Source organism: Paenibacillus sp. SORGH_AS_0306 (assembly GCF_030819345.1).
Lineage (GTDB): Bacteria > Bacillota > Bacilli > Paenibacillales > Paenibacillaceae > Saccharibacillus > Saccharibacillus kyungheensis.
This window is the reverse complement of the sequence record NZ_JAUTBP010000001.1, coordinates 606237-622496: the sequence shown is the minus strand read 5'-3', so window position 1 is coordinate 622496 and position 16260 is coordinate 606237. Positions and strand designations below refer to the sequence as shown.

Below are 16260 nucleotides of genomic sequence, written 5' to 3'. Positions count from 1 at the left end.
TACCGAACTTGAAAGTAGCCCCAGAATTAAACCGTTAACATCTTACTTTTTGTGTGAGCTATAGTAACCTCCTTTACGAAGAATGTGAGGAAGATTTTGTAACATAAAATTATATTACCACCTGAATTAACCAGTGGCTAGATATTTTATCCATCTATAGACAAAATTTGCGTTAGTTATAATGAAATAATGATTTTTTATCAATCTTTACCCATTAATTAGAATATATTACATTAAATGGAATAAAAAAGAACCTTCCATATCGGACTAACTTACCTGACGGTTTTGTTAGTTTCTACATGAAAGGTTCTTTTTGTCTTAACAAGTGCTATTTACAGCTTTTAATTATTTTGCATTTGCTTTGATTTTGATCAATGCTTTGACTGTTGTTTTGACGGTAGGATCTGCTACTGATTGAATCTGAATATTTAATTTGACGATACGCGATCCAGATGTTGGATATTTTAAAAGTGTTCCGTTGTTGTCTACATACTTCGCATCGCTTGAAGATAATACTTTGTAGGTGATGCGATCTGTATCGTTCAGTGCAATGACTGGCTTGCCGATTACCTGTTGCCCATCCAAAATATAACGAAATGGTTGTTCCGCAGTATGAATCCGATCTTTCTCTGTTCCTGTAATCCGATAAGATGAATATGCAGGATGAACCGACTCAGGATCGGTCACACCTTGTGGGCTCACATGATATACAGCTAATTCTAATTTGTATTGTCCCGGTGCAAGTACTTTCAGCGAAGTTCCGTTATTATCAGCTACCATTACTACATTATCGATATTATTAAAGTTATAATATCCTGGCTTGTATAGCGGATATCCTTCATCTGTAACAGGTTGTACGACCTGCGCCAGTGTTCCTTGAGCAACATCGTTCATATCATATACATTCAATTCCATTACATTGGAATCGGTAGCTGTCAAATGAAAACCAACATCTATACTGTCTTGCTTGCCATTCAAACGAACATTTCGATCACTTAATGTCACTTCTTGTATCCCTAGACCAGCATCAGGAAGACTGGTTCCTACATGGAGAACAAATGGTAAATGCAATGTAGGATACCCATTCGCAGTTAATACCACTTCTCCTTCATAATCTCCTGTTACAGCTGTAGCATCCGGTTGAACGGCCAGAGCAAACTCTTTTGTTGATTTGCCACTCACTACAATCGAACTGTCTGGATTTGTTCCTTTTAACCTTGTAGCGATATGGCTTACATCCGGTGTAGATATAGGTTGATACGGATCTGAAGTAACGCTTGGATTCATGTGTACACTAGCTTGATATTGAATACTGGTTGTCGATGTGTTTTTGATCTGTAATGTTTTGGATTGTTCTGCTCCACCTGCTGCGATTACGCCAAAAGCAGCAGACGAACCATAATTCGTCACTGTTTTCTTTTTCAATTCTTTATCCAAAATTGTAATCGGTTCTACCGTTTCAAGAACAGCCGGAGAATAGACAGCATCTACTACATTGACACGTCCACTTCCTTGAGAATAGACATCATATAAAGTACCTTCTGCGTCTTTGAGTGGTGTCGCTGTATTTGCTAACACTGCTCGAATATCAAAAGGAGTCCAGTCAGGATGTTCTTGTTTTAACAAAGCCGCTAATCCAGCTACATGAGGACTAGCCATACTTGTTCCATTTTGCCGTAAATAAGCTTCTTTGTATGAAGCATCTTTAATAAATTTGCCGTACGCTGGAAATGTGGATTCAATATTGGTACCTGGTGCAACCAAATCCGGCTTAATTCCAAGCAATCCATCTTGATTAGGGCCACGAGAACTAAAATCAGCTATCGTATCTCCTATTGAAGATGTTTTGGGATACTGATTGCCAAATGTAAATGTTAATGGTGTAGCCGGAGATTTCACAACTTTTCTTGCTAATGCACGTCCTGCTTGTCCTGCCATATCAAAGCTCGGAATATAAGGATACCCATCTCCAATATAAGCTCCGCTTCCGATATTTCCATCTCGCCCTGCGATATGTTCGGATAAGTCAGCTACAGTGGAATCATTGACTTGAGCATCACCATTGAAAATAATAACCGCTTTGGCTCCTTTGGATTTGGCAAGTGTGATTTTGTCTGTAAATTTAGAACCTCCGCGTGACATCAACACCACTTTATTTTGTACATCTTTGCCTTTATAATCATCATCCAATCCCAAGCCAACATATACACCTTGATACGAAGTTTCTCCCAAATATTGAGCGAAATCATCTTGTTTGGTGCGCCATGCGATCGCATTTAATGGATAACTTTGTGCATACGTATCTTTACTAACTGTATCCGCACCATATACAGAAGCGGTAACAGTCGCTTGGTATTGAGTGCCGGGAACGGTAGAAGCTCCTACAGAAATCGCTAATGGCGAACTAGCTGGAGAACCTAGCGAATAATAGTATGAGCCTGGCGCCGCTGCATTGCCGTTCGCAACCACGACAACGACACCGCTTAATACCGCATTATTAATAGCAATCACATCTGGAGAATTGACGTCTTTGTCTGCATCTGTACCTAACGACAAATTAATAACATCCATATGATCTTTGACAGCATGTTCAATTCCATCGATAATTTGCGCGGTTGTACCTGTAGAGCGTCCAGTCTGCGAATCACGTCCTAATACTTTGTAGACATGCAATTCAGCATCATAAGCGACTCCTTTTTGCACAATTTCACTGGTCTGATTCGCCGCTTGACCGACGATTGTACCGGATACATGTGTACCATGCGATGTACCTGCAAATCCTAATCCTTGCGGATCGTCTTTTACAGATAAAGGAGGATCTTCATAAGGATCATTATCATGATGTACTGAATCATATCCGCCTTTATAAGCCCCTTTCAAATCAGGATGTTCATAATCAATACCTGTATCAATAACACCGACTTTGACCCCTTTACCGGTTAACCCTTTTTGCCAGGCTAACGGAACGCCGATAAGATTGAGCGGTGAAGCATCATATGTAGCAGTTGTTGCAGTAAGTGCAGTTGGTTCCTGCACAGGAATCGTATAATAATTATTATTTTCATAAATCGACTTGATCCCGGGAATTTCAGCCAATGCTGGAATCTGATTGGCAGGTATCGAAATCTCCATTCCATTTAGTACAGTGTTATAGCGATAATTGACAGTCATCTTAATTCCTTTAGCTTGAGCAGCAGCACTAAAATTAGACTGCTGTGAATCTATTGTTGTAGCTGTAGACGCCATTACTTGCTTATCTTCTATAGATGAAGTGGTTGAAATTAGTGTTCCTTTATCAGCTTCATATTGATTGACAGCAATAGGTTCATTATTTAGCTGTACAATCACGCGAATAATTTGATTGGATTTTACATTGATATTAGGCGAAATGATTGGAGCTGAATCAGCAGACGAATGCAGTAATGATCGATTCGCAGTTGACGTTAATTCATACGGAGCAGTGATCGTGCCTACTTCAGCAGCAAAGGAACGGGTCGGCGATAACAAAGTACTTACGGTAAGTAATGCTGTTAGTGTAATCATAGAACAGGTACGCATAGCTTTGACTTTATTCAAATGATATCCCTCTTTTCAGTGACTAACGTTCACTTATTTTTTCCTTACAATCGTTTGACATAAATTAGACATACGTCACAACCACTTCGCAAATACAGATTTATTTGCTTTTTTATTATGCCAATTTTGTAATACAAAGCTATATTACCATCAGATACCATGATCGACCAGACCTAATATATAAATATGTATAATGTTTTGATAGTTATATTTGGATAATTATATTCTAAGTAAATAAAATAGTGATTACTTGTATTAAAACAAAAAAACCACCTTTACCTGATCAATAGGTGAAAGTGGTTTTATTTTATAGAGTACTATTCTATTCTTCTTTAGGCACAAAATCGAAAATCTGTCCTTCTTCCATTAGATCAATCAATCGATCTAACCACATATAATAGCGAACTGCTTCTTCCATTTTTTCTTTATCTTTGTTCAATACTTCTGTAGCAGGTGACTCGCTATCCAACTCTACAATCAATTTATCAATTTCTTTGATCGACTTGCGTAATACTAAAATATTACTTTCTACCGATTTGCGCCATTTGATTGCAAAGAAATCAGTAAATGTCTGGTACCAATCATATTCGACTTCATATAAGTCTTTGCGTGATCCTTTTTCCCATACTTTATTGACCATACGTAAATCTAATAAATTACGAATACCGGTGCTCATACTGGTTTTGCTCATTGCCATTTCTGTTCCCATATCATCTAAAGTCATAGGCTTGTCTGCAAAAAAGAGCATGCCATATAAATGTCCTGTCGATAATGTAACTCCATACAAATCCATATTGCGTCCTATCACTTCAATAACTCGTTTTCTTACTTTCTCTACTGCTTCTTGCTGTGATTCATTTAATTGGTCCAAGCTCATGCTTGCACACTCCTATTCTATATATACAGTTTATTCTTTATGATCTGAATTTTAAGTTTCCTAAATCATTTTAAAAAAGATATTGTCAAAAGTAAAGTTTCAAAATGAATAGCATCGGTGAGTATATGAGAGAATATTAAAGTATTCCATATAAACTTTCTGTACAGTTTTTTCTGTACATACTAAATATACGGGTTTTACGGTTGATTTGCAAACTTATATTTGTTACAATGAATCTCGTTGGTTTGCAAATGATGAAAATAATCATTTATTTTCTGTAAATATAATGTTTTTCATCTTTATCTTCCTACTATATAAAAGGGGTGACAAATAGTGTCTATTTTAGAAATCAAAAATGTAAGTAAGTTGTTCGGTCCTAATGCAGAACAAAATGCCAAATTATTGGATCAAGGCTGGACGAAAGAAAAAATGGCGAAAGAAAAACAGATTACTGTTGGTGTCAATCGTGTAAATATGGAAATTGAAGAAGGCGAGATTTTCGTTATTATGGGATTGTCCGGTAGCGGTAAATCTACATTGGTTCGTATGTTCAATCGTCTGATCGAACCTACATCCGGTGAAATTCTGGTGAATGGTAAAGACCTTCGCAAAATGAATAAAGAACAACTTCGCAATGTGCGTCGCAAAACAATCAGTATGGTATTTCAAAAATTCGCTTTATTCCCTCATCGTAGTGTTCTCGAAAATGTGGAGTATGGACTTGAAATTCAAAAAGTCGCTAAAGCTGAACGTCGTACCAAAGCAGAGACTTCTCTTGAATTGGTTGGACTTAAAGGCTGGGAAAACAAAATGCCTGATGAATTAAGTGGTGGTATGCAACAACGTGTAGGTCTAGCACGCGCTCTAGCAAATGATCCTGAAGTTCTTTTGATGGATGAAGCATTTAGCGCCCTAGATCCACTGATTCGTCGTGATATGCAAGATGAATTACTTGAACTGCAAGACAAAATGAAAAAAACAATCATCTTTATTACGCATGATCTGGATGAAGCTCTTCGTATCGGTGATCGTATTGCTCTTATGAAAGACGGAGCTGTTGTACAAATCGGTACACCGGAAGAAATTATGATTCAGCCTGCTAACTCGTATGTTGCACGCTTTGTCGAAGATGTTGATTTGTCTAAAGTATTAACTGCTGCTCATGTCATGCGCAGACCAGAAACGATTACATTGGATCGTGGACCTCGTGTAGCGCTTGAATTGATGCGTGAACGTGGTGTATCTAATCTATTTGTAATAGATCGTTCCAAAAAATTACTCGGTATTATTACCGCAGAAGATGCTGTAACAGCAATGAAAACACAACAAAAACTAGAAGACATCTTAATTCGCGATGTGCCTCAAGTTGAACCGGAACGCATGCTAAATGAGTTGTTTGAATTAGTCAGCACAGCTAAATTGCCTGTTGCTGTAGTAGATGAACGTGATCGCTTAACAGGTGTATTGATTCGTGGAGCATTACTTGGTGCACTTGCCGGCGAAGTAGATAATGGAGAGGTGAATGAATATGCCTAAGATTCCTTTAGCACAATGGATTCAAACGTTAGTAGATTGGCTGAGCCTGCACTGGGCAGGATTTTTTAAAGGCGTATCTAACATCATTAGTTATGTCGTCGATATTTTTACGTATTTCTTTATGTTGCCACACCCGTTCTTATTCGTCATCATTGTCGGTATACTCGGTTATATCGCGAATAGATGGTCGCTCGCTATATTCTCAGCACTTGGATTTTTACTAATTTACAATCTGGGATATTGGACAGAAACGATGAATACATTAGGTCTTGTTATCACGTCTGCTCTAATTTCCATTATCATCGGTGTTCCACTCGGTATTATGTGTGGTTCTAGCAAATTAGCTGCACAGATCATTACACCGTTACTTGATTTTATGCAGACGATGCCAGCATTCGTATACTTGCTACCGGCTGTAACATTCTTCAGTCTAGGTGTTGTACCCGGTGTAGTTGCATCTGTTATTTTCGCTATTCCACCAACGATTCGCCTGACTCATTTGGGAATCAAACAAGTTTCCGAAGAATTAGTAGAAGCGGCTGACGCATTTGGGTCAACCGGTGGACAGAAACTATTTAAAGTTCAATTGCCATTAGCATTACCAACAATTATGGCAGGTATTAACCAAACGATTATGTTATCTCTATCTATGGTTGTTATCGCATCTATGATCGGTGCTCAAGGTATCGGTGCTGTTGTATACCGTGCTGTAGGACAACTTAAAATCGGTGAAGGTTTTGAAGCAGGTCTAGCTGTTGTTGTACTTGCTATCGTACTTGACCGTCTTTCTCAGAGCTTATTCAAAAGCGGTCGCAAACAACGCGCTTAATAGTAACTCACTAACTACAACAGCAACATTTGAAAATATGAATAAAAGGGGCGAATTATACGCATGAAAAAGCATAAAAACTTGCTGCTTTTCTCCTGTATTATATTGATCATGATCATTTCTGCCTGTAACCCGAACCGTCAACCATTTCCATCGTTCCCGGGCAGTAAAACAACCAATAGCTCCGATGCTATTGGCGATCAAGTCGGTTACCAGATTATTGGTATCGATGCAGGCGCAGGCATTATGAAAGCTACACACAAAGCCATTGAAGATTATAAATTAACAGATTGGACATTGGTTGAAGGTTCTAGTGCAGCGATGACAGCTACACTGGATAAAGCAATCAAAAATGAAGAGCCTATTATTATTACAGGTTGGACACCACACTGGATGTTCAGCAAGTACGATCTTAAATATTTAGATGATCCGAAGAAATCATACGGAGATGCTGAAGAAATTCATACCCTTGCTCGTAAAGGATTGCAAAAAGACGATCCAACAGCTTACCAATTTTTAGACCGTTTCGAATGGAGTTCTGATGAAATGGGTGAAATGATGGTAGCGATTCAAGCAGGTACTGATCCTGCTGTAGCTGCTAAAGATTGGGCTGAAGCTCATGCTGATCGTGTAGATGAATGGACGAAAGGCTTGAAAAAAGCGAACGGTAATACATTAACACTAAGTTATGTAGCTTGGGATTCTGAAATCGCCAGTACCAATCTTATGAAATATATTTTAGAAAATAAATTAGGTTACAAAGTCACTGCTCTACAAGTAGAAGCAGGCCCTATGTTCACCGGTGTTGCTAATGGTGATGCAGATGCTACTGTAGCTGCTTGGTTACCACTCACACATGCTGACTATTGGGAAAAATACAAAGCCAAATTGGATGATCTTGGTCCTAATATGACCGGTGTCAAAGTAGGTCTTGTTGTTCCTAAATATGTAAATGTGGATTCGATTGAAGATTTGCAACCTCAAGCTGCTGCTAAATAATCTTTACCTTTGATAACATTTACTTTTATAGCATTTAAATAGAAAGACAAAAAAAGCTATCTTTGAAATCGTCAGTGATTTCAAAGATAGCTTTTTTAATGCATTACAATAGCAGTCTATATCGATTGAAGCTTATTCTGGATCATCTTTGGTATCGTTAAGTTTTTTAACCCACAATCCAAAAGCAATACAAGCTACTACTATCATTACTGCATACAATAAAATGTAAGGTGTGTGTGCATTAAATTCCATAAATAAAGGCAACACAGCCGGCAAAATAGAAGTTCCCATCAGGTATTCCTCCTTTATAAATTTTCAATAACGAATTTTTAATCAATCCTTATCTTATTTTACCTCAAATAATACCCTTGTGCCATCTGAATAATTGTCTAATTGGTTACCTATCCATGAACCTGCACCGCGATTATCCGAAGGTTTGATATAACGAATATCTGCACCTTCTCCACCTTCCTGACACATTGCCATAGGCCACTCATCTCGATCATAGCCTTTTTTGGTAGCTACTCCTCGCAAAGACAATTGACGATTTGCTTTGGCGCCCCCACGATCTATCGTACAGATCGCAGAATGTCCTTCTGCTATAGCATCTTTAATGTGAGCTGCGGTCTTAGGATAACGATCAGCAGGCACGACAAGGGTATAATCAGCTTGTCCATTTGATGCTTGGTTAGGATTTAGTATCCCACCTAGATCAACATGTCCATTCACTAGATAAATAACCCCTGCTAGAATCGCAGTAACCACAAATCCCCATATTTTTTTAGAAGACATCCATCGTTCCTCCTGTTGTTCTGATCTCCTTATTATAACCTGTCCTCCAACTAAATAGGAACAGACGTTTCATATATCAAAAAAAACACAAAATTCTTCTATCTAAAAGACGAACTCTGTATCATCAGTTCATCTTCTATACAGAAGAATTTTGTTATATTTTGCTTACTTATTTATCTATTGAATCTAATCTTATACGCGGAACTTGGCAACTTCACTCTGCAAGTCCATAGATAGATGGCTTAATGATTCTGCTGCATTGGAGATTTCGCGCATAGATTCTAATTGGATCGTTGAAGCTTGTGTCGCTTCTTTAGAATCTGACGTGATTTGTTGAGAAAGACCTGCAATTTGACGCTCAGAATCTAGAATTTTAGACGAACTGGATGAAATTTGATTAGATGCCGCCGACACTTCTTGCACCTGTTCTGTAACAAGTTGGATCGCACTTTGTACATTTTGGAAAATAGTACCCATTTGTTGTACAGCTTGAGTACCACTTTGTACTTCTTTGGCGCCCTCTTCCATTTTACTTACAGCATGAGAAGTTCTTTGAATAATATCTTCGATCTTTTCGTTGATCTGTCTAGCTGAGTCATTTGAATATTCAGAAAGTTTTTTCACTTCACTCGCAACAACAGCGAATCCAAGACCATGTTCTCCTGCACGAGCAGCTTCGATAGAAGCATTCAAAGAAAGCAAGTTAGTCTGTCCAGCGATATCACGAATCACTTGTACAATCGTAGCGATCTCTTTCGATTGCTCTGCTAATTCATAAAGTGCTGTAGCTGTTGCTTGTACAGTCTGATCTACATTTTTCATTTGTAATACAGTTTGCTCTACATTGCTTCCACCATGTTCTACATCACTCAATGCTTTGGAAGAAGAGTCAGCCACTAATGCTACAGATTCAGCAATACGATAAATATTGTTTGTATTTTTTTCTAACAATTGTTGGTTATCCATGACTTGTTGTAATTGACGTCCTGCCGAAGATGAGATTCCTGTTACAGTAGTTGTAGCTTCATCTGCTGTTTTTACAGATTCTTCGGATGTCGCTGTTAATTCTTCTGAAGCCGCAGCCATCTGCTCTGCACTAGAACCGATAACTTGCATCAATCCACGTAGATTATTTTTCATCTCATTAAACGAAGTTGCCATTTGTCCCAATTCATCTTTACTTGTAATTTGAAGATCAGCAATCGTTAAATTACCATGAGCAATTTCTTTAGCACCTTCAGCGACAAGAGCAATTGGTTTAGAGAACATACGGATAACGAAGTATGCAATTAGAATACCAACAATCACAGCAATCACACTGATAATCATTAAAGTATACAATGTTACATTTGCACTATTATTCGTTTCGACCTGTGCTTCTTTTAATAGATTAGCATGATATTCTTCCATTTGTTGTGCTTTATCTGCTAAAGATAATGCCATTGGAACACACTGTTCTTGTACCATTTTTGTATAAGCAGCTACATTATTTTGTTGTTTGTATACGATAAGTTGATCTGTAATACCACCATATTGCATTTCAAGATCAGATAATTCTTGTAACATTTGCGAAGCTTTGGAATCGTCTGCTAACTTTTGTTGCCATGTAGCGATATCTGCAATTAATTTTTCTTTGTTCTGCTTGAACATGTCTAATTGATTGGTATCCCCTGTAAGTAAATATCCTCTTAAATATTTCGTCTGATCGCCTGCCAAATAACGAAGATCTTTAATCGCTAATATGGTCTGTACTCGTCCATTAAGCAAATTTTGATAATTTTTGCTTGCTGTGTGAACTTCATATCCTCCAATAGCGCCTACAAGCAAAACGATAAGTATCATAATAGAAAAAACCCCTGATAATTTCTGTTTAATATTCATTTTGCATACTCCTCTACTTTCATATCCATTGCCCACAATTTAAAATTACAATTTCAGGAAATCGTTGATAATAATATTATCGGTTTAATCAAGATATGTAACATAAGCATTTATACCTATTTTTCGATAAAAAACGACATATTGCGCATTTTATATATTATTTATTTTTCTTGAAATACATTTCTAATCCTTTACAGTTAATATATCTAACTTATTACTCCTTTTCTCAATTAGTAACAAACTTTAAGCCTACATCTTAATACCTATATTTATAATAGATGAAACATGGTTACTCACTTATATTTGTCGAATAATTTTGAATATTAAAAGAACAGGTCACAACATTTTATAAAAAAATAAGAAACGTCTGTATGAATCTGCCGTATATGTTCATATCTGAATTAGCAATTTATTATACAAAAGGGGAAATGTCCAATGTCATTCTTTAACAAAATGCTTGCTCGTGTAGGCGTAGGCGCAGCCAAAATCGATACTATTTTAGAGCGTACAGAGTATTATCCTAACGAAGATATTAACGGAGTGGTTCATATTCAAGGCGGTAACGTCGATCAAGAAGTTGGTAATATTTATATTAAAGTGATGACTGAATATATTCGTGAACATGATGAGAAAAAAGAACATGTACAATATGCGATGGCTCAATACAAAGTGTCTGACGAAATGGTTGTAAAAAAAGGACAAAAGTTAGAAATCCCGTTCTCCTTTATTTTACCGTCTCAGACTCCTATTACTTTTGATCGTCAAAAAGTATGGTTGCATACCGGACTAGATATTGGCATGAGCCTTGATCCGACCGATCACGATTATATTACCGTTCATCCTCACCCTTATATGGATACCGTCTTCCATGCTACCGAGTTGTTAGGATTCCATTTCCACAGTTCATCAGTAGAATATCTATCCCGTTCTCGTTATGGTGTACCGTTCGTACAAGAATTTGAATTTACACCAGGACGCGAATTTAGTAATCGGATTACCGAATTAGAATTAGTGATGCGCCTAGAACCTCATGGACTACAAGTACTGGTTGAAGTGGATCGCCGTGGACGCGGACTAGGTGGATTATTCGCTCAAGCATTTGATATGGACGAGCGTCATGCATGGTTAGAACTGCGTGAAAGTGAATTAAATCGTGGCGCAGAATATATCGCAGACAAATTAGAAAATTTAATTATTAAGCAAAGTCGTTAATAAGCAGAAATTGCTAAGCATTGATAAAATATAAGCAAACTTAAAAGGACGATCTACGCAAATTGGTGTAGATCGTCCTTTTTACTTAATCGCTTCTAATTTTTGATCTAACGTGATTGGACGTGTGAATACTTCCAATAGTAAAGTTCCTCTATTCCTATCATTTCTAATCTTATAATGTGTATGATTCTCCATCTTCTGGCACTAATAGTTGAGAAGAGAATTCCTTTTCAGCGGCAAATCTTCTCAATTCTTGTCTGGATAGTCCCCAATGGTTCGCTGCTTCCATATGAACAGCCATGATCGTTGCAGTCGGTGTCGCTTGATAAACTTCATACACATCCTCTTTGTCCATAATGATTGGCCCACCTTGCAAAAGTTGATTGGCTCCTGCATTCACTACGATCACTTCCGGGTGGTGAGTATGAATCGTTTCTTGCAAGCTTTGATACCATACCGTATCACCGGCTATATATAATGTTTTCTCCTCGTGATGTTTAAATACTACTCCAGATACATGTCCCATAAGGTTCACCAGATCTCCTCTACCATGCTCCCCTTTTGTTTTGGTCAATTGAATACCTTCAAATACAGTATCTTCTTGCAAAATCTCTACATTGTGAAAACCAGCACTTCGAACTTTGTTTGCATCTTCTTCGTTTTGAGTGAACAGTTTTACGTGTTTTGGCAATACTTCTTTGGCAGTATCATCCCAGTGATCCAAATGTAAATGAGTCACAATCACTGCATCGATATGGTCGATAATGTCATTTATAGGCACAGGTAAATTTTGTAACGGATTATGTTGATCTTGTCTTGCTGAATTTGGGAACGGAGGATATGCACCTTTTTCTGCCAAAAAGGGATCAATTAGAAACTTTTTCCCAGCGTAGTTGACGATCAATGTAGCGTTGCGTATGAGCTGTATATTCATGTGTGTAACTCCTTTTGTTTGATTTACATACAGTGTATACTATTGAAACATTGCAAATACATGGCATAAATAAAGTATTTTTGCTGTTTGACTTTATTAATGAAGGGATTTGAACAAGATGTTGGATAACACAGATAGGCAAATCCTAGAAGAGCTTTCTAAGAACAGTCGAATCTCTATGAAAGAACTAGGAGCAAAAATACATTTAAGCGGACCTGCCGCTTCTGCACGAGTCGAAAAACTAGAAGCTAGTGGAATGATTGAAGGATATACGATCAATATTAATCAGATCAAGATGGGGTATTTTATTCATGCATTGATTAATATTTACACCAAAAGTACTCATCATCAGCCTTATCTTTCTTTTCTAAAAACACAAGAACCTTATGTGATCCATAATTATAAAATCAGCGGAGACAGTTGCTATATTCTAGAATGTAAATTCCCATCTAATGAAGAACTGGATAAATTTCTTATTCAATTAAATGAGCATGTTAATTATAAATTATCGATTATTATCAATAAATAAAGAACTTTCGTGTATGCACAGAAATCTATAGCCTATAATAGAATAGTTATAGTATGAAAGGAGCTGATATTATGTCTAAATTTTATATGGTTAGAGAAGAAAAATATTCTAGTTATATTCAAGAGACGTTGAATCAGTTGATCCAAAAAGAACAACTTGCGTTATTAGAAGCAGGTCATCAAACCACTCATCAAGATAAAGTTCTATTGTACTGCTCCACTCATCACGATGAAGAAGATACTCCTTATAAATATATTTATTACTTAAATGAAACGGCTAGAATCATTTTTGAAATCCATAACATTCATCTTACGTATTCAGCAACAATTCCTGAAATCGCTCTTCCTCCTCATTGCTCTAAGCTAATAGAAGCGATACGATCTGTATAAAACAAGCGCACTCCATGTATTGGGGTGCGCTTGTTTTTGTAATATCTAATATAAAAAAGAATGACTCTTCATATTCTTCCTTAATTTGCCGATAAAGATAGTGTTATGTATATTTTGTAGATACATGGCTACATTTATTTTCCGACATAAGGCACAAGTTATATTCTCAGCCGATGAGACAATACACATATAAGGGGTTATTATTCAAATGTACAAAAAAATCGTACCAGTCATTTTACTATCTGTAGCTTTAACAGCTTGTGGATCTGCTAACAAAGAAGCTACTCCAGCAACTGAAAGTAACACAGTAGCAACGAATGAATCTGCAACAACAACTGCACCTACTACAGCAACAGAAGAAACAGTTGCTGAGAACCCGGATGTACAAATAGCTGATGCTGTTGAAATGAAAACCTATAAGGCGGATGACTTCAGTATCAATTATCCAGCTTCATGGGTAGAATATGATACCACAGCATTCAACCAACCTTCCATCAAAGTCGCTTTCAATGATCCAGCACCTAAAGTTCAATTTGCAGATAATGTAAATGTAACCGTTAATGCTATTGATGCTAATACTACAATCAAGCAAGTCGTTAATACAACTTTAGCTTATTATGAGCAAGATACAACAACTATGCCTAACTTCAACCTAATTACTAATGAACAAGATGCTATTCAAAATCATGCTGTTATTATAGGCGAATACACACAACCTCAGACAAAAGTTGCAGTAATTCTTACTCAATTGATCGTTGTAACTCAAAAAAAATTGTATACTTTATCTATTTCTATGTCTCAAAATAATTATGATAATGGTGGCCAAGAGCAAGTAGCACAAATGATTGAATCATTCTCATTTGCTGATAATTCATAAGATAAACATAACAAAAAGACGATTTGCATACATTGTGCAGATCGTCTTTTTTGTTTTTATTTTGGATACAATTCTAATGCAGATTAAAAAATAATACATATCACCTTTATAAATAAATATTAAATCTCTCATTTTAAGAACATACTCTTTTCAGATCAAAGAATAGGTGAAAGCAACCTGGAAATACCTTCTTTAAACTTGATGATCCATGATCTATTCTGGTAACGCTCTAATGTAAGTTCACTGCTCACTAGACTGTCTTGATCAAATAAATCATGGAGTTGCTTGGCGATCTGCTCATCGTACACAATCGCATTAATCTCAAAGTTCAGCCGAAAGCTGCGAGAATCAATATTCATCGTCCCTACAGAAGCCACTTCTTCATCCACCACAATCGTTTTGGCATGTAAAAATCCTTTTTCATACAAAAGAATTTTAGCTCCATAATCCAGTAATGTCCCTACATGTGCCCATGTTGCCCAATAGACAAACGGATGATCTGGTTTGTTAGGGATCATAATTTGCAGATCAATCCCTGAGATCAGAGCAATCTTACACGCGTCCATAAAGCTGGCATCCGGAATAAAATAAGGAGTCTGAATATAGACATTCTTTTTAGCCGATAAAATCATCTTAATATACATATTTTTGAGATGTTCTGTCTCCGAATTAGGTCCACTGGAAACGATCTGGATCATACTGTTACCCTGATGCTTTTCAGAACGGTATTCAAATTCATGATAATCTTCTTTTTGTTCTTTACGAGCTTGATGCCAATCTAGAATAAATCTGCCTTGAATATGGTTAACTGAATCGCCTTCTATTCTAAAATGGGTATCTCTCCAATAACCAAACTTTTGATCTAATCCAAGATATTCATCGCCGACATTAAATCCACCAATATACGCAATCGTTCCATCAATAATGCAAAGTTTGCGATGATTTCTGTTGTTAATACGGAAGTTGATTAATTTGAAAAAGGAAGGGAAAAATACTTCGACTTCTCCACCGGCTAACTGTAGCTCTTTAAAAAAGGAACCTGAGATTTTCTTAGAACCTACTTCATCGTAAAGTAATCTTACTTTTACACCTTCTTTGGCTTTTTGAGTTAAAGCATCTCTTAATCTTTTGCCAAGTACATCGGGTTGAATAATATAATATTGGATATTGATTTCTTGAGTAGCTGATTGAATATCTTGGAACAAAGCATCGAACTTAACATGACCATCGTCGAAAATAACGATCTCATTGTCATTCGATAATAAAGCATTGGTTGATCTAAGGTTGAGTGTGACTAATTCATCATATTTGGAAGGTATCGGAAATTCATGAGACTGCTTATCTTGCAGTGTAAGTAACTGCTTATCGACTTCAGCTTGTACAAATCCGCGTTCTTCCGCAGAAAGCCCGTAGAAATTTTTCTTTTTAAGATTACGCCCCAGAAAGATATACACTAGAAAACCGACGATCGGAATAAAAAAGAGAATCATCAACCAAGCCCATGTATAGCCAGCATCTCTTTTCTCAAAAAACAGAAATCCGATCGACAACGCAATATTAATGACGGTAACGATTGAAACGATCAGTGTAACTACATTTCCATATTCCATATGTACGTCCCTTCTTATAAAGTCACTTTTACTTCGTCTATTAACGTAATAACACGTCTTTGTATAAATGTATAATCCTAATATAGTTAGTTTAAAGCTTCAAGTCATGAATCACAAATAGATATTACATTGTTACATCATAATTACACTATTATGTTAAACATTGATGTACTTTATCATATTAGCACATTCAAAATACTTATAAATCATTAATAATTT

Annotated in this window: 12 protein-coding genes and 1 pseudogene; 6 read left to right on the top strand and 7 right to left on the bottom strand. The window is 36.7% G+C overall.

The features are described from left to right. Positions 1-345: 345 nt before the first annotated feature. Entirely contained in the window at positions 346-3576 is a 3231-nt protein-coding gene (locus tag QE450_RS02540) for a S8 family serine peptidase (RefSeq protein WP_307296624.1), read from the bottom strand. Between the two features lie 322 nt (positions 3577-3898). Continuing rightward, positions 3899-4453, bottom strand: a complete 555-nt coding sequence (locus QE450_RS02535; RefSeq protein ID WP_273615288.1) for a GbsR/MarR family transcriptional regulator — start codon at positions 4451-4453, stop codon at positions 3899-3901. 333 nt (positions 4454-4786) lie between these two features. Here QE450_RS02535 and QE450_RS02530 point away from each other — a divergent pair, with 333 nt between their 5' ends. Beyond that, positions 4787-5989 carry a quaternary amine ABC transporter ATP-binding protein gene (locus QE450_RS02530; RefSeq protein WP_273615287.1) on the top strand — a complete coding sequence of 401 codons (1203 nt, stop codon included), beginning with the start codon at positions 4787-4789 and terminating at the stop codon, positions 5987-5989. After that, positions 5976-7817 (top strand): annotated as a pseudogene (locus QE450_RS23545) (glycine betaine ABC transporter substrate-binding protein). The gene QE450_RS02530 and the pseudogene QE450_RS23545 overlap by 14 nt, the downstream one beginning before the upstream one ends. Positions 7818-7949: 132 nt before the next feature. Here the strand turns inward: QE450_RS23545 and QE450_RS02515 are convergent. The 3 genes from QE450_RS02515 to QE450_RS02505 form a co-directional block, all read right to left on the bottom strand. Beyond that, on the bottom strand, positions 7950-8108 hold the full coding sequence (locus tag QE450_RS02515) for a hypothetical protein (RefSeq protein WP_161594229.1): 159 nt from the start codon (positions 8106-8108) through the stop codon (positions 7950-7952). 54 nt (positions 8109-8162) lie between these two features. Beyond that, positions 8163-8609 (bottom strand): NucA/NucB deoxyribonuclease domain-containing protein, encoded by a 447-nt coding sequence (locus QE450_RS02510; protein WP_204825230.1) that lies wholly within the window; start codon positions 8607-8609, stop codon positions 8163-8165. Positions 8610-8801: 192 nt separating this feature from the next. Further along, a complete protein-coding gene (locus QE450_RS02505; protein ID WP_307296613.1) occupies positions 8802-10490 on the bottom strand; it encodes a methyl-accepting chemotaxis protein in 1689 nt (562 codons plus the stop codon). Between the two features lie 435 nt (positions 10491-10925). Here QE450_RS02505 and QE450_RS02500 point away from each other — a divergent pair, with 435 nt between their 5' ends. Then, on the top strand, positions 10926-11702 hold the full coding sequence (locus QE450_RS02500; RefSeq protein WP_301261641.1) for a sporulation protein: 777 nt from the start codon (positions 10926-10928) through the stop codon (positions 11700-11702). 172 nt (positions 11703-11874) lie between these two features. Here QE450_RS02500 and QE450_RS02495 read toward each other — a convergent pair whose 3' ends face one another. Further along, positions 11875-12636: an MBL fold metallo-hydrolase gene (locus QE450_RS02495; protein ID WP_307296607.1), complete on the bottom strand. Its 762-nt coding sequence runs from the start codon at positions 12634-12636 to the stop codon at positions 11875-11877. A 118-nt stretch (positions 12637-12754) separates the two neighbouring features. On the opposite strand from QE450_RS02495, the gene QE450_RS02490 reads away from it, so the two are divergent. From QE450_RS02490 to QE450_RS02480, 3 genes are all read left to right on the top strand, one after another. Next, on the top strand, positions 12755-13165 hold the full coding sequence (locus tag QE450_RS02490; RefSeq protein WP_274170657.1) for an Lrp/AsnC family transcriptional regulator: 411 nt from the start codon (positions 12755-12757) through the stop codon (positions 13163-13165). Between the two features lie 71 nt (positions 13166-13236). Beyond that, positions 13237-13554, top strand: a complete 318-nt coding sequence (locus tag QE450_RS02485) for a hypothetical protein (RefSeq protein WP_273615279.1) — start codon at positions 13237-13239, stop codon at positions 13552-13554. A 208-nt stretch (positions 13555-13762) separates the two neighbouring features. Next, positions 13763-14431 carry a PsbP-related protein gene (locus QE450_RS02480; protein WP_307296603.1) on the top strand — a complete coding sequence of 223 codons (669 nt, stop codon included), beginning with the start codon at positions 13763-13765 and terminating at the stop codon, positions 14429-14431. 155 nt (positions 14432-14586) lie between these two features. On the opposite strand, the gene cls is transcribed toward QE450_RS02480, so the two are convergent. Beyond that, complete coding sequence (cls, locus tag QE450_RS02475; protein WP_307296602.1) at positions 14587-16041, bottom strand: cardiolipin synthase; 1455 nt, start codon at positions 16039-16041, stop codon at positions 14587-14589. Positions 16042-16260 lie beyond the last annotated feature (219 nt).